The sequence below is a fragment of the Pseudomonas farris genome, from assembly GCF_019145235.1.
GTDB lineage: Bacteria > Pseudomonadota > Gammaproteobacteria > Pseudomonadales > Pseudomonadaceae > Aquipseudomonas > Aquipseudomonas farris.
In genome coordinates this window covers 407,184-421,006 of record NZ_JAHSTV010000003.1, presented here as the reverse complement: position 1 = coordinate 421,006, position 13,823 = coordinate 407,184, and the positions used below count along the sequence as shown (strand labels likewise).

The following is a 13,823-nucleotide window of genomic DNA, read 5'->3' as shown; positions in this document are numbered from 1 at the left end:
TCATCAGTTCGTTGTCTGGCGCAGCAGCATGGTGCCACCGCGCTGGGTAAATTCAAGTTTGTTCAATGCGCTCATACCGAGCAGCACCTGATTGCCGTGCAAACCGGGCGCCACCAGCGCGCGAACGTCACGCAGCACGATGTCGCCCAATTGCAGCCGGTCGAGGCGGGTTCGATAGCCCTGGCTCAAGCCATTGGCCGTGCTCAGGGTCACCCCAAAGCCTTTTTCCAGTTTCAGCCGCTCGGCCACTTCGGCCGGGATCGCCACATCGGTCGCGCCGGTATCGAGCATGAACTCCACCGGCTGGCCGTTGATCTGGCCAGTGGCGATAAAATGCCCCTGGCTGTTGCTGATCAGCTTCACTTCGATAAAACCTTCGCCCTGCTCGGAGCTGACTACGGTGTTGGGATTTTGCTGACGCGCCTCCCACTGGCCGAAAAACCGCGTTGCCAGAAACAGCGCGGCGCACCAGGCCAACACCATCAACACCCGACCGGCGCGTTTGCCCGGCGGTTGTTGACTCATGGCTTGGCACTCCAGCCACCTTCAGGCGCGGCAAAGCGCCAGACAATCGGGCGTTTCTCGCCGTCGACGCGCGCACCATTATTGTTGTCGATACCGATCCAGGCACCGTCGGCGTCCACGATCAACGCTTCCGTCAGCCCAAAGGGCTGTGAATAACGACGGTTTTCCTGCAAGGCCTCGGCGGCAAACGACCAGCAGCGCTCGACCTTGGCCGTCACCGCATCGCGACGGCAAATCTGAAAGACATTGCGCTCAAGGGTAAACAGCTTGCCGTCGAAGAATGACAGATCGGCAAAATCCCGGGAGCGTGCACGGGCCTTGGGAAATTGCGCTGGTTGCATCTCCACCCCTGCTTCACTCAGCAGCACACAACCACCCTTGCAGTCCCAGACCGTTTGCTGGCGCTTGATCAGCAACAAACCGCGGCGCTCCCGTTCGGCGGCCAGCCACAGCGTGTCACCGGCAGGATTGATCGCCAGCCCTTCAAACAATGCATTGAAGTGCAGCAACATACCGCTGGCCCGTGCTTCGCGTACCAGCATCGGCGAGATTTTCAGCCAGGACGCAGGCCCGATTGGCGGAACTTGCAGCACCGCGGCGTGTGCTTCGCTGACGATGTAACGATTGCCGGCGCTGTCACAGGTGATGCCTTCGAAATCCAGGTTCCCACCCCGCACGAACGACGCCGCCCAGGTCCGCGAACGCAAGCCCCAGGGCAAGCCGCTGTCGGGCACCAGGGGTACGTCGATGCGCACGGTTTCGGCTTGCCAGGTAGTGTTGCGCGTGTCGAGGCGATAGATTTGATCATCGTCACGATCCGAAACGGTCCACAGCTCCTTGCCGCACTGGGCCAGCCCCGACAGATTGCCGCCGCGCATGCCATCGACGGCATGCTCGGATAACAGGCGCAGCTCGGGTGCAGGCTCCGCCGAAACCGTTACCGAGGTCAGCAGCAACGCACACGCCAGGGCCCAGCCAAATCGCATCAGCCCAGAACCTCGGCCAGGTTGCCCTTGGACTCCAGCCAGGACTTGCGATCGCCGGCGCGTTTTTTCGCCAGCAGCATGTCCATCATTTCCGAGGTCGCGTCGAAATCTTCCAGCGTCAACTGCACCAGACGCCGTGTGTTCGGGTCCATGGTGGTTTCGCGCAACTGCGGCGGGTTCATTTCACCCAGACCTTTGAATCGGGTGACCTGTGGTTTGCCGCGTTTCTTCTCGGCTACCAGACGATCGAGAATGCCATCGCGCTCGGCCTCGTCCAGGGCATAGTAAATTTCTTTGCCCAGGTCGATACGGTACAGCGGCGGCATGGCGACGTAGACGTGACCGGCATCCACCAGCGGGCGGAAATGCTGGACGAACAAGGCGCACAGCAATGTGGCGATGTGCAGACCGTCGGAGTCGGCGTCGGCGAGGATGCAGATCTTGCCGTAACGCAGTTGGGCGATGTCCGCCGAGCCCGGATCGACACCGATGGCCACGGCGATGTTGTGCACTTCCTGACTGGCCAGCACTTCGCTGCCGTCGACTTCCCAGGTGTTCAGAATTTTGCCGCGCAACGGCAGGATCGCCTGAAACTCTTTGTCCCGCGCCTGCTTGGCCGAACCGCCAGCGGAATCACCTTCCACCAGGAACAGCTCGGAACGCATCGGGTCCTGCCCGGCGCAGTCGGCGAGTTTGCCCGGCAACGCCGGACCTTGGGTAATGCGCTTACGCTCAACCTTCTTGCTGGCCTTCAGGCGTCGGCCGGCGTTGTTGATCGCCAGTTCCGCCAGCAGCATGCCGGTTTCCGGGTGGGCGTTGAGCCACAGGCTGAAAGCGTCCTTGACCACACCGGAAACGAAAGCGGCCGCTTCACGGGATGACAGGCGTTCCTTGGTCTGACCGGAGAATTGCGGTTCCTGCATCTTCATCGACAGGACGAACGCAATGCGTTCCCAGACGTCTTCCGGCGCCAGCTTCACGCCACGCGGCAACAAGCTGCGGAACTCGCAGAACTCGCGCATCGCATCGAGCAAGCCCTGACGCAGACCGTTGACGTGTGTACCGCCCTGGGCCGTCGGGATCAGGTTGACGTAGCTTTCCTGAACGCTGTCGCCGCCCTCGGGCAACCACAGCAACGCCCAATCGACCGCTTCTTTATTACCGGCCAGGCTGCCGCAGAACGGTTCGTCCGGCAGGCGTTCGAATTCGCTGACCGCGTCCACCAGGTAGGAGCGCAGGCCGTCTTCGTAATGCCATTCGACTTTCTCGCCGGTGGCCTTGTCTTCAAAACTGACCAGCAGCCCCGGGCACAGAACGGCCTTGGCCTTGAGCACGTGCTTGAGGCGGCTGATGGAGAATTTCGGTGAATCGAAGTACTTCGGGTCCGGCGCGAAGAACACGCTGGTGCCGGTGTTGCGCTTGCCGACGGTGCCGATCACTTCCAGCTCGGTCTTTTTGTAACCGTCAGCGAAAGTCATCTGGTATTCGTTGCCGTCGCGCTTCACACGCACCCGGACTTCGGTCGACAAGGCGTTGACCACGGAAATACCCACCCCGTGCAAACCGCCGGAGAACTGGTAGTTCTTGTTGGAAAACTTGCCGCCCGCATGAAGCTTGGTGAGGATCAGCTCGACGCCCGACACACCCTCTTCCGGGTGAATGTCCACCGGCATGCCACGGCCGTCATCGCTGACTTCCAGAGAGTGATCGGCGTGCAGGATGACCTGCACCGATGTCGCATGCCCGGCCAAGGCTTCGTCGACGCTGTTGTCGATGACTTCCTGGGCGAGGTGGTTCGGCCGACTGGTGTCGGTGTACATGCCGGGGCGTTTGCGCACCGGGTCGAGGCCCGAGAGGACTTCGATGGCGTCTGCGTTATAAGAGCTAGCGCTGGGAGTGGCCATGGGGTCTCGTCGTCCGCCTGTAAAAAGTGTTCTGTGAAAAAGAGGCGACGACTCACAGTGCAGTGAAATCAATCGCCTGATACAAATCTGCGCCGATGCCGGCGAAACTCAGCATTGCCGGCAATCGCTCGGCAAAACCCTGGAAACTATGGTCGCCGCCCGCCTGGATGCGCAAGGCACAGGCGCGGTAATACTGCTGGGCGAGGCGATAATCCAGCGTTTCATCGCCAGTCTGCAACCATACTTGAAACCGCTGCGGATCCTTGGGCGCCGGCACTTCCAGCTCGGCCAGGGCCGTCACATGGTCGTGGGTCAATTCCCAAGTCTCATCGGTATACAGATTTTTCTGCGTCCCCAGGAACCCGTCGAACATCCGGTGCGGGCTGACGGCAGGGTTGATCAGCAGGGCTTTCAAGCCATGGCGCTCGGCCAAGTGAGTCGCATAGTAGCCGCCGAGGGAGCTGCCGACCAGCAGTGGCCGCCCCAGCTCGGCAATCGCCTGTTCCAGCTGACCGATGGCCTCGCGAGGATGGTGATGCAAGGCCGGCACACGCAATTGATCGATCAAGCCCAGCCGTTCCATCACATTGATCAACTGGCAGGCCTTTTTCGACGCCGGCGCGCTGTTGAAACCGTGGATATAAAGGATCGAACCAGACATTTGAGCTCCCTGTGCGTCGGGTAAAGAGGCGCAGTTTACAGGGTGTCGGGGGAATCGGGGATATGCGTGGGAATCAGGTTGTCTTGGCGGACGCCATCGCGAGCCTGCTCGCGATGGCCGCGCCGCGGTCTTTCTGAGTGTTCAGTAGCCATTGGAGCCGTAATCAATCTGGAAATCGAACCCGGTGACGCGTTCCACGCCTGTTTCGAGCCGACCATCCGGCAACAGCCGCAACCACCGATACCCCGGCGCCTGCTCGCTCACCTTGAAATCATCACTGCCCGGCTCGAACTGAATACAGGTCGAGGGCGATGCAATCAGGCGAACACCGTTGCGCTCCTGGTCAATTTCCTGATGCACATGCCCCCACAACACTGCACGCACCTGTGGAAAGCGATCCAGCACCGCGAACAACGCTTCTGGATTGCGCAACCCAATGGGCTCCATCCACGCACACCCGATCGATACCGGATGATGGTGGAAACACACCAGATGATGCCGCTGCGGCGCCTCACTCAACGAGCGGGCCAGCAACTGCAATTGCTCATCCTGCAAATACCCCGGCACCGACCCCGGCACCGCCGAATCGAGCAACGTAACCCGCCAGTTGCCGATGTCCACCACCGGTTCCAGCAGCGCGCTTTGCACTGCGGCCTCGGCCATGATCTGCGGTTCGTCGTGATTACCGGGAATCCAGCGTCCCGGCGCATCGATCTGTCGGGTCAGGTCACGAAACAGCTGATACGACTCCAGCGTCCCGTCCTGGGAAAGATCGCCACTGGCAATGATCAGGTCGATCTGCGGCTGCTGAAGCTTTACCAGCTCAATGACTTTTTGCAGGCTGTCGCGGGTATTCATCCCCAGCAACGTTCCGTCCGCCTCGGCAAACAGATGGCTGTCGGAGAGTTGCACCAGCAACGCCGGATCGGCGGTGGTCAATGTGGATACGCTCGGCAAGGCGTTCTCCCAGGGCGTGATCACGGGATGGGTAAGTGCCGCAATTATGCTGGGGGACGATCAAAAGAGGAAACCTGTGAACCGGACGCAGTTCACAACTACACAGGGCTCTTAGCGCACAACGGCGTACTCGTGCCCGCAAGCCAGGCAATGACTCAGCCATTCCCCCAGAAACAGATTGAGCTGAGCCTTTTCGTCCGGCTGATGCATCGCGGCGTTCGGGTAAGGATAGATGCCCCGGAAGCGTCTTGCATGTTCGGCGCTGACCACTTCGGCCATGCAGGCGTCGTGATAGACCTGAACTTCCAGTTGCGGCACCGGCAGCCACGGCAGGCTGTGTTCCTGGCGTACTTGCAGCGTCGTGGTGTACGGACAGACTTGCAATACTTCCAGGGCCAGCACGCCAAGCATCTGGTCGCCGTGAGTCACGGCAATGCGCCGCGCCTGCGGCTCGCTACGCATATCCGGCAACAGTCGCATCAGGCGCGCGTAGTTAGCCTCGCAGGAGGCTTGTAGCCCCACGAGGTCGATCCGATAGCGATCGCGCAGCTTGTTTACGACCATAACCCCCTCACTTCAACGCGATTCAAAGCCAGCCATTGCAAGGCGATGATGCTTGCCGCGTTGGCAATACGTCCGTCGCGCACGGCTTGCAGGGCATCTTCGAAGGCCCAGACCGTGACGCGAATATCTTCTGCCTCTTCCTCCAGCCCATGCAGGCCGCCGACCCCGGTTGTTTCGCAACGCCCCAGGTACAAGTGCACGAATTCATTACTGCCGCCCGGCGATGGAAAATATTTGGTCATCGGCCAGAGCGCCCCGAATACAAGCCCAGCTTCCTCCTGCGCTTCGCGGTGAGCAACTTCTTCCGGTACTTCATCCTTGTCGATCAGACCGGCGACCAGTTCGATCAACCACGGGTTGTCGGTCTTGCCCATGGCGCCGACGCGAAACTGCTCGATCAGCACCACTTCATCGCGCTGCGGATCATAAGGCAGCACGCACACCGCATCATGGCGCACGAACAGTTCACGATTGATCTCGCGACTCATGCCACCGGCGAACAATTCGTGGCGCAAGTGCACGCGGTCGAGCTTATAGAAACCCTCGTAGCACTTTTCGCGCCGAACGATATCAACGGCGGTCGGAATGGCGTTGGCAAAATCAGTCATGACAATCCTCTTTACTGCAAATCCGTTATGAGGTTCCTTTTTTTACTTGCAACTCGTTACTTGCAACCTCGACTTCGCGCCATCCTAACGCGCCCGCGATGTTTGATGCAGCCCCTTTCCAGTCAGCGGGATAGACGGTGAGGATGAAACCAACTCTAATTAGCTTAGTGGCGAACTGACTGCTTCGTTAAGAGTCGAAGCGGGTAACTTTTCGCCTTTCCCTGTTTTATGAAGGACGCCCATGTCGCTTTTTAAAATCGCCTCCGTGGCCGCAATCGCCCTGACCCTGGGCGCCTGCCAGAGTTTGTTCCAGCCCAACTATCGGGCGCCGCTGGAAACTACCCGCGACGCATCGGAACAGTTGAAACCAGGCTGCACGACCCCTGACTGCCCGCTGGTGAACATCGATACGCTGCGTTTCCCGGATGAGCCTGCGCTTGATGGCATCATCGAAAAACGCCTGCTGCAAATGACCCGCACCTCACCCGAAGCCCCCGTAGCGCCGACGCTGGCGGCCTATCGCGAGCAGTTTTTGAGCAGTGCCGGCCCGCGCTACAGCAGCTACCTGCAAGCCAAGGTACGTGAGCAGCATGACGGCTTGGTGATTGTTGAATTATCCAGCTACCTGGACACCGGTGGCGCCCATGGCACGCCGGGCCGTGGTTTCATCAACTATTCACGTCAACAGCATAAAGTGCTGACCCTCTCGGACATGTTGATCCCGGGGCAGGAAGAGGCGTTCTGGAAAGCGGCCCAAGTGGCGCACAACAGCTGGCTGATCAGCACCAAACTCGATCAGGAACCAGAGTTCGTGAAGAACTGGCCCTTCGTGAAAACCCAGAACGTGGCGCTGACCTACGGCGGGGTGATTCTCAAGTACGAAGTGAGCACCATCGCGCCTTACGCATTGGGCCATGTCGAACTGAAGATCCCCTACCCGCGCCTGAACGGTATTCTCAAGCCCGAGCTGTTTCCCGGCCGTAGCTGAAGGCTCGACCGAGCAGCAATTGCAGCAGCCCTGCCAGTACCAGCGACGGCAGGGTTGCGCCGATGTCCGGATAGAGATTGGCCAGCAAATGATAGGTGCTCACCCCGCCCAACCAGGCGAGCAACGCCGGCCAGCGCAATGCGGCTGACGCTACGTGAGCGCTGCGCTTGCGCAGGATGAAGTGATCCACCAGCACCACGCCGAACAGCGGCGCAAACACCGAGCCGATCAACAGCAGGAAGTTCTGGTACTGGGCCAATGGCGCCAGGCAAGCTATCAGCGTGCAGATCACGCCGATCGCCAAGGCCAGATGCTCGACTTTCAAGCGCAACAGAATCCCGCTGGACACCGCCGCCGAGTGAATATCGGCAAAGGCATTTTCTGACTCGTCCAACAGAATCAGTAGCAACGGAATCCCCAAACCTGCACCGGCCAACGCCAGCAGCAAGGCATTCACTTCACCGCTCGGCGCGAACGCCAGGGTGTAGGCCACGCCCAGGCTCATCAGCCAGAAGTTACCGATAAAGAAGCCCAGCGCCGTGCCGCCGAAGACATTCTTCGCACGCTTGCCGAACCGCGAGTAGTCGGCAATCAGCGGCAACCACGACAGCGGCATGGCGATCGCAATGTCGAAGCCCACGGCAAACGGCATCGAACCATCACCGGCCTGCGCCCACAACGCTACCAGATCGGCTTTGCCGAACAGGTTCCAGGTCAGCCAGATGCACGCGGCCAGCAGCAGCCAGATGCCCCACTTGCGCAGGATTTTGCGCACAAAGGTCAATGGGCCGCTGACAGCGAGCAGGGTTGCCAATGCACCGAAGAACAGCGTCCACAGCAGAGGACTCGACCACAGGCTGCCTTCGCTGAAGGCACGGGCGCCGAGCAGGCTGGCAGCGTCGCGCATCACGATGATTTCGAACGAGCCCCAACCGATCAGTTGCAGCAGGTTCAACACCGCCGGAAGGCTCGCGCCATGACGGCCCAAGCTGAGTTTGAGCGCGGCCATCGACGACAGGCCGGTGTCGCTGCCGATTACGCCGACGGCGGCCAGTAACAGAACGCCGACCAGCGTGCCAAGAAAAATCGCCAGCAACGAGCCGGACAGGCCCAGACCTGGTGCGAGCAGCGCGCCGGTCTGCAGAACCATCAGGCCGATGCCGAGGGAGAACCACAGGGAACACAGATCACGGCCGCCGAAGACACGCTTGTCGATCGGCACGGCGATGTCCGGGGAGTAAGTACTGGGTTGGATGCTCAAGGGTGTTATCTCAGAGGAATAAGTGTATCCGTTGGATTTTTTGTGTCTGATCCGGCGCTTTCGCGAGCAAGCCCGCTCCCACATTAGGCCTCGGTCGTACACAAAGTTTTTGTTTTCAGGAGATCCAATGTGGGAGCGGGCTTGCTCGCGAAGACGGCAGCACAGGCGCCGTCAATCACAGGTCAAATCAAACCTTCTTGTACAACTGACTACCTTCCTGCTTGAACCGCTCCGCCTGTTCTGCCAGACCTTGCGCAACTTCCGCATCGACAGTTTCGATCCGCTGGTTGGCCGCGTATTCGCGGACTTCCTGGGTGATCTTCATCGAGCAGAATTTCGGTCCGCACATGGAGCAGAAGTGCGCGACCTTGGCCGAATCCTTAGGCAAGGTTTCGTCGTGGTACGAACGCGCGGTGTCCGGGTCCAGGCCCAGGTTGAACTGGTCTTCCCAACGGAATTCGAAACGCGCCTTGCTCAAGGCATTGTCACGAATTTGCGCACCCGGATGGCCCTTCGCAAGGTCGGCAGCGTGAGCGGCGATCTTGTAAGTGATGATCCCGGTCTTCACGTCATCCTTGTTCGGCAAGCCCAAGTGTTCCTTTGGCGTCACGTAGCAAAGCATCGCGCAACCGAACCAACCGATCATGGCCGCACCGATACCGGAAGTGATGTGGTCGTAGCCTGGGGCGATGTCGGTAGTCAGTGGGCCGAGGGTGTAGAACGGCGCCTCGTCGCAGCACTCGAGCTGCTTGTCCATGTTCTCTTTGATCAACTGCATCGGCACGTGGCCCGGGCCTTCGATCATGCACTGCACGTCGTGCTTCCAGGCGATTTTGGTCAGCTCGCCGAGGGTTTCCAGTTCACCGAATTGTGCGGCGTCGTTGGCGTCGGCAATCGAGCCCGGACGCAGGCCATCGCCCAGCGAGAAGCTGACGTCGTAGGCCTTCATGATTTCGCAGATGTCTTCGAAATGCGTGTAGAGGAAGTTTTCCTTGTGATGCGCCAGGCACCACTTGGCCATGATCGAACCACCACGGGAAACAATGCCGGTCACGCGTTTGGCGGTCAGTGGCACGTAGCGCAACAACACACCGGCGTGGATGGTGAAGTAGTCGACGCCCTGCTCGGCCTGCTCGATCAGCGTGTCGCGGAACAACTCCCAGGTCAGGTCTTCAGCGGCGCCGCCGACTTTTTCCAGGGCCTGATAGATCGGCACGGTACCGATCGGCACCGGCGAGTTACGGATGATCCATTCGCGGGTTTCGTGAATGTGCTTGCCGGTGGACAAGTCCATGACCGTGTCCGAACCCCAGCGAATGCCCCAGGTCAGTTTCGCCACTTCTTCTTCGATGGACGAACCCAAGGCGCTGTTGCCGATGTTGCCGTTGATCTTCACCAGGAAGTTACGGCCGATGATCATCGGTTCCAGTTCGGTGTGGTTGATGTTGGCCGGAATGATCGCGCGACCGCGGGCGATCTCTTCACGGACAAATTCCGGCGTGATGATTTTCGGCACGCTGGCGCCGAAGCTGTAGCCGGCGTGTTGCTGATCCAGCAAGCCCGCGGCACGGGCCACTTCGAGCTTCATGTTTTCGCGGATGGCGACGTATTCCATCTCGGCGGTGATGATGCCTTTACGGGCGTAGTGCATCTGGCTGACGTTTGCACCCGGCTTGGCGCGGCGTGGGTTATTCACGTGGGCGAAACGCAGCTTGGTGAGCTCGGCATCGGCCAGGCGTTCCTGACCGAAGTTGGAGCTCAGGCCGGGCAGGCGCTTGGTGTCGCCACGGGATTCGATCCACGGCGAACGCACATCGGCGAGGCCTTTGCGCACGTCGATGATGACATTGGGGTCGGTGTACGGGCCCGAGGTGTCATACACCACCACCGGCGCGTTGATTTCACCGCCGAAGTCGGTCGGGGTCACGTCCAGGCTGATTTCGCGCATCGGCACGAGGATGTCCGGGCGAGTGCCCTGGACATAGATTTTTTGCGAGCGGGTAAACGGCTGAACCGATTGCTGATCGACCTTGGCCGAGTCACTCAGATTGGTTTCGATTTTTGATTTTGTAGTCATCACGGGCTCTCCAGACACACATCCAGGCAGTGGATTTTTGTCGGAGCGAACCTGTAAACGAATGGACGCACGGGCGCTGGGAAAACCAGCTGGTGCTGTGCTCGGTGCTCGAGGGGTGTTCGATTGTCGAACAACATCCCGGACGAAGCACAAGAGGACTCGCCGGGTGACGAGAAATCTTGTTCCCTACGCAGGCGCTAACCTGATCAGGTTCAACGGGATCCGAAATTATTCGATCTCAGCCTCATAGCAAGGCACCCCGACAAGAACCCGGCCAGTCTAGACACAACCGGCAAAGAACGCCAACGCCGCAGCAAACACCATGATGAATGGCGCAATTGCAGGATTGTTGCCGTGCCTGCGTGCAACTACACTCGCTACGCCGTGCCGCGCCTTGACGCTGCAGGGCGCCGCGCCGTAGCCTTGGCGCTCAAATTATCAGCGTAATTTTTTAGGGATGGCCTCATGCTGCGCAAACTCTCACTGGCCCTTGCCGTGTCTTGTGCTTCCAATGGAATGGCCTGGGCAGCTGAAGCGCCCTTATCGACCAAGACAGACCTGGTCAGCGTCTATCAGGAAGCGGTGGACAACAACGCCGACCTCGCCGCCGCCCGCGCCCAATACGGCGCCCAGAAGGAAGTTGTACCCCAGGCCCGCGCCGGGCTGTTGCCCAACCTGTCCGCCGGTGCCGACCTGAACAACACCCGCACCTCACTCGATCAGCCATCGGTGACTTCGACCCGCAGTGGCACGGTGTATCAGGCGACCCTGGCGCAACCGATTTTCCGCGCCGATCGCTGGTTCCAGTTGCAGGCCGCCAAAGACGTCAACGAACAGGCAGCCCTGCAACTCTCGGCCACCGAACAGAACCTGATTCTGCAAAGCGCCGAAAGCTATTTCAACGTGCTGCGCAGCCAGGACACCCTGGCCTCGACCAAGGCCGAAGAAGCGGCGTTCAAGCGTCAACTCGATCAGTCCAACGAGCGCTTCGACGTCGGCCTGTCCGACAAGACCGACGTGCTGCAATCCCAAGCCAGTTACGACACGGCGCGGGCCAACCGGATTCTCGCTCAGCGTCAGGTGGACGACGCGTTCGAAGCGCTGATCACCCTGACCAACCGCCAATACAACTCTATCCAGGGCATCGTCCACACCTTGCCGATCCTGCCGCCGGCACCGAATGATGCCAAAGCCTGGGTCGACACCGCCGCCAAACAGAACCTGAATTTGCTGGCCAGCAACTACGCGGTAAGCGCCGCCGAGGAAACTCTCAAGCAGCGCAAGGCCGGACATGCGCCCACCCTGGATGCGGTCGCGCAATACCAGAAAGGTGACAACGACGCCCTCGGCTTTACCAACCCGAGCCCGAACGGCGTGCGTTACGGCGGCGATGTCGAACAGCGCACGGTTGGCCTGCAACTGAGCATCCCGCTCTACAGCGGTGGCCTGACCAGCTCGCAGGTGCGTGAGTCCTATTCGCGACTGACTCAGTCCGAGCAGCAACGCGAAGCGCTGCGTCGCCAGGTCGTGGAAAACACCCGCAACCTGCACCGTGCCGTGAACACCGACGTCGAGCAGGTGCAGGCACGCCGGCAGTCGATCATCTCCAACCAGAGCGCGGTGGAAGCGACCGAAATCGGTTATCAGGTGGGGACGCGCAACATCGTTGACGTGCTCGATGCCCAGCGTCAGCTGTACACCTCGGTGCGCAACTACAACAACACCCGCTACGACTACATCCTCGACAACCTGCGCTTGAAGCAGGCTGCCGGCACGTTGAGCCCGGGGGATTTGCAGGACCTGACGCGCTACCTCAAAGCCGACTACAACCCGGACAAGGACTTCCTGCCACCGGATCTGGCCAAGGCTGCGGCGGAGCAATTACGGGCTAATCCGGCTCAATAAAAGCAAAAGATCGCAGCCTTCGGCAGCTCCTATATTGGGATTGATGTACATCCTGTAGGAGCTGCCGAAGGCTGCGATCTTTTTGTTTCAGGCAACTCGGTCTAACGCTCGATCAACCGCCCCAACCCATCCAGCAACCGCTGCAACGCGCCCTGATTGGTGCGCATCACCTTCAGCCCCGCCTCTGCCATCCGCTGCGCATCACTCGGCAATTCGAACAGCCGCTGCACCGCCAGCGCCAGACCTTCGGCATCATCGACCTCAGCCAACGCCCCGGCACTGCGCAACTGCGCGGCGATCTCGAGGAAGTTGAACAGATGTGGCCCACTGAGCACCGGTTTGGCCAAGGCCGCCGGCTCCAGCAGGTTATGACCGCCGTTCGGCACCAGGCTGCCACCGACGAACGCGCTGTCGGCTAACGCGTAGAGAAACAGCAACTCGCCCATGGTGTCGCCCAGCAGCACCGAAGTGTCTGCGGTAACCGGTTCGCCCGTCGAACGCCGCACCGTGGCGAAACCCTGTTGTCGGCACAATTCGAACACCGGGTTGAAACGCTCCGGATGACGCGGCACCAGAATCAGCAAGGCATCGGGATGATTGACCAGCAGCCGACGATGGGCAGCCAGCACCACATCGTCTTCGCCCTCATGCGTACTCGCGGCGATCCACACCGGACGATCCTGTGCCTGCCACTGCGCACGCAATTCGCCGGCACGCTGCAGCAGTTGCGGGTCGATGGTCAGGTCGAACTTGATCGAACCGGTCACTTCGACGGTTTCCGGGCGCGCGCCCAAATCCCGGAAGCGCTGCGCCTCGGCTTCGGTCTGCACCGCGAACAGGCTCATCTCGGCGAGCATCGGCTGGGTCAATTTATGGAAGCGGCCATAGCCTTTGGCCGAGCGTTCAGACAGTCGCGCATTGGCCAGTGCCACGGGAATCCCGCGCTTGGCGCATTGATGAATATGGTTGGGCCAGAGCTCGGTTTCCATGATCACCGCCAGTTTCGGCCGGGCTCGATCAAGGAATCGCTTTGCTGCGCAGGGCAAGTCATAAGGCAAATAGCAATGCTGGATGCGCGGCTCGTTGGCGAACAACGCCTGGATGCGCTCGGAACCGGTCGGTGTCATGCAGGTGACGGTGATCGGCAGCGTCGGATACCGTTGCAGCAAGGCACGGATCATCGGCGCCGCGGCGATGCTTTCGCCCACGGATACCGCGTGCACCCAGAGGCCGTCCGGCTTCATCGCCGGCAGCGCGAGAGAGAAACGCTCGCCAATGCGCTTGGCATACGCCGGCGCCTTGCGCGCCCGCAGCCAAAGCCGAATCGCTACCAATGGCAGCCCCAGGTAAAACAGCGCGGTATAGAGAGTTCTATTCATGGCGGCGG

At 60.3% G+C, this 13,823-nt stretch carries 12 protein-coding genes and 1 riboswitch; of the genes, 2 read left to right on the top strand and 10 right to left on the bottom strand.

Going from position 1 to position 13,823, the window contains the following annotated elements:
* Positions 1-3: 3 nt before the first annotated feature.
* The 7 genes from KVG95_RS08140 to KVG95_RS08110 all read right to left on the bottom strand — a co-directional run bounded on the left by KVG95_RS08140 (position 4) and on the right by KVG95_RS08110 (position 6,205).
* Complete coding sequence (locus KVG95_RS08140; protein WP_217855533.1) at positions 4-525, bottom strand: retropepsin-like aspartic protease family protein; 522 nt, start codon at positions 523-525, stop codon at positions 4-6.
* Positions 522-1,511, bottom strand: coding sequence for an esterase-like activity of phytase family protein (locus KVG95_RS08135; protein ID WP_217855531.1), 990 nt, complete (start codon positions 1,509-1,511; stop codon positions 522-524). The genes KVG95_RS08140 and KVG95_RS08135 overlap by 4 nt, the downstream gene beginning before the upstream one ends.
* Entirely contained in the window at positions 1,511-3,415 is a 1,905-nt protein-coding gene (parE, locus tag KVG95_RS08130) for a DNA topoisomerase IV subunit B (protein WP_007902595.1), read from the bottom strand. Before parE ends, KVG95_RS08135 begins: the two co-directional genes overlap by 1 nt.
* Positions 3,416-3,467: 52 nt before the next feature.
* Entirely contained in the window at positions 3,468-4,076 is a 609-nt protein-coding gene (locus KVG95_RS08125) for a YqiA/YcfP family alpha/beta fold hydrolase (protein WP_217855529.1), read from the bottom strand.
* Positions 4,077-4,217: 141 nt separating this feature from the next.
* A complete protein-coding gene (gene cpdA, locus KVG95_RS08120) occupies positions 4,218-5,033 on the bottom strand; it encodes a 3',5'-cyclic-AMP phosphodiesterase (RefSeq protein WP_217855527.1) in 816 nt (271 codons plus the stop codon).
* A gap of 111 nt (positions 5,034-5,144) precedes the next feature.
* Entirely contained in the window at positions 5,145-5,597 is a 453-nt protein-coding gene (locus KVG95_RS08115; protein ID WP_007902592.1) for a DUF1249 domain-containing protein, read from the bottom strand.
* Positions 5,588-6,205 (bottom strand): NUDIX domain-containing protein, encoded by a 618-nt coding sequence (locus KVG95_RS08110; protein ID WP_038978686.1) that lies wholly within the window; start codon positions 6,203-6,205, stop codon positions 5,588-5,590. Before KVG95_RS08110 ends, KVG95_RS08115 begins: the two co-directional genes overlap by 10 nt.
* Before the next feature lie 241 nt (positions 6,206-6,446).
* Here KVG95_RS08110 and KVG95_RS08105 point away from each other — a divergent pair, with 241 nt between their 5' ends.
* A complete protein-coding gene (locus KVG95_RS08105) occupies positions 6,447-7,193 on the top strand; it encodes an RsiV family protein (protein WP_217855525.1) in 747 nt (248 codons plus the stop codon).
* On the opposite strand, the gene cytX is transcribed toward KVG95_RS08105, so the two are convergent.
* Together cytX and thiC are read right to left on the bottom strand one after the other, a co-directional pair.
* Positions 7,162-8,454 (bottom strand): putative hydroxymethylpyrimidine transporter CytX, encoded by a 1,293-nt coding sequence (cytX, locus tag KVG95_RS08100; RefSeq protein ID WP_217855523.1) that lies wholly within the window; start codon positions 8,452-8,454, stop codon positions 7,162-7,164. The genes KVG95_RS08105 and cytX overlap by 32 nt on opposite strands.
* A gap of 187 nt (positions 8,455-8,641) precedes the next feature.
* Positions 8,642-10,531, bottom strand: a complete 1,890-nt coding sequence (gene thiC, locus KVG95_RS08095) for a phosphomethylpyrimidine synthase ThiC (RefSeq protein ID WP_217855521.1) — start codon at positions 10,529-10,531, stop codon at positions 8,642-8,644.
* 166 nt (positions 10,532-10,697) lie between these two features.
* Positions 10,698-10,803, bottom strand: a riboswitch (TPP riboswitch).
* A gap of 193 nt (positions 10,804-10,996) precedes the next feature.
* Here thiC and KVG95_RS08090 point away from each other — a divergent pair.
* Positions 10,997-12,436 carry a TolC family outer membrane protein gene (locus KVG95_RS08090; protein WP_217855519.1) on the top strand — a complete coding sequence of 480 codons (1,440 nt, stop codon included), beginning with the start codon at positions 10,997-10,999 and terminating at the stop codon, positions 12,434-12,436.
* Between the two features lie 101 nt (positions 12,437-12,537).
* Here KVG95_RS08090 and waaA read toward each other — a convergent pair whose 3' ends face one another.
* Positions 12,538-13,815, bottom strand: a complete 1,278-nt coding sequence (gene waaA / locus KVG95_RS08085; RefSeq protein WP_217855517.1) for a lipid IV(A) 3-deoxy-D-manno-octulosonic acid transferase — start codon at positions 13,813-13,815, stop codon at positions 12,538-12,540.
* Between the last annotated feature and the right edge of the window lie 8 nt (positions 13,816-13,823).

Excerpts from the sequence above, each read along its gene's own strand:
- KVG95_RS08140 (WP_217855533.1), bottom strand. The coding sequence starts at position 525 with ATGAGTCAACAACCGCCGGGCAAACGCGCCGGTCGGGTGTTGATGGTG.
- KVG95_RS08135 (WP_217855531.1), bottom strand. The coding sequence starts at position 1,511 with ATGCGATTTGGCTGGGCCCTGGCGTGTGCGTTGCTGCTGACCTCGGTA.
- parE (WP_007902595.1), bottom strand. The coding sequence starts at position 3,415 with ATGGCCACTCCCAGCGCTAGCTCTTATAACGCAGACGCCATCGAAGTC.
- KVG95_RS08125 (WP_217855529.1), bottom strand. The coding sequence starts at position 4,076 with ATGTCTGGTTCGATCCTTTATATCCACGGTTTCAACAGCGCGCCGGCG.
- KVG95_RS08115 (WP_007902592.1), bottom strand. The coding sequence starts at position 5,597 with ATGGTCGTAAACAAGCTGCGCGATCGCTATCGGATCGACCTCGTGGGG.
- KVG95_RS08110 (WP_038978686.1), bottom strand. The coding sequence starts at position 6,205 with ATGACTGATTTTGCCAACGCCATTCCGACCGCCGTTGATATCGTTCGG.
- KVG95_RS08105 (WP_217855525.1), top strand. The coding sequence starts at position 6,447 with ATGTCGCTTTTTAAAATCGCCTCCGTGGCCGCAATCGCCCTGACCCTG.
- thiC (WP_217855521.1), bottom strand. The coding sequence starts at position 10,531 with ATGACTACAAAATCAAAAATCGAAACCAATCTGAGTGACTCGGCCAAG.
- KVG95_RS08090 (WP_217855519.1), top strand. The coding sequence starts at position 10,997 with ATGCTGCGCAAACTCTCACTGGCCCTTGCCGTGTCTTGTGCTTCCAAT.
- waaA (WP_217855517.1), bottom strand. The coding sequence starts at position 13,815 with ATGAATAGAACTCTCTATACCGCGCTGTTTTACCTGGGGCTGCCATTG.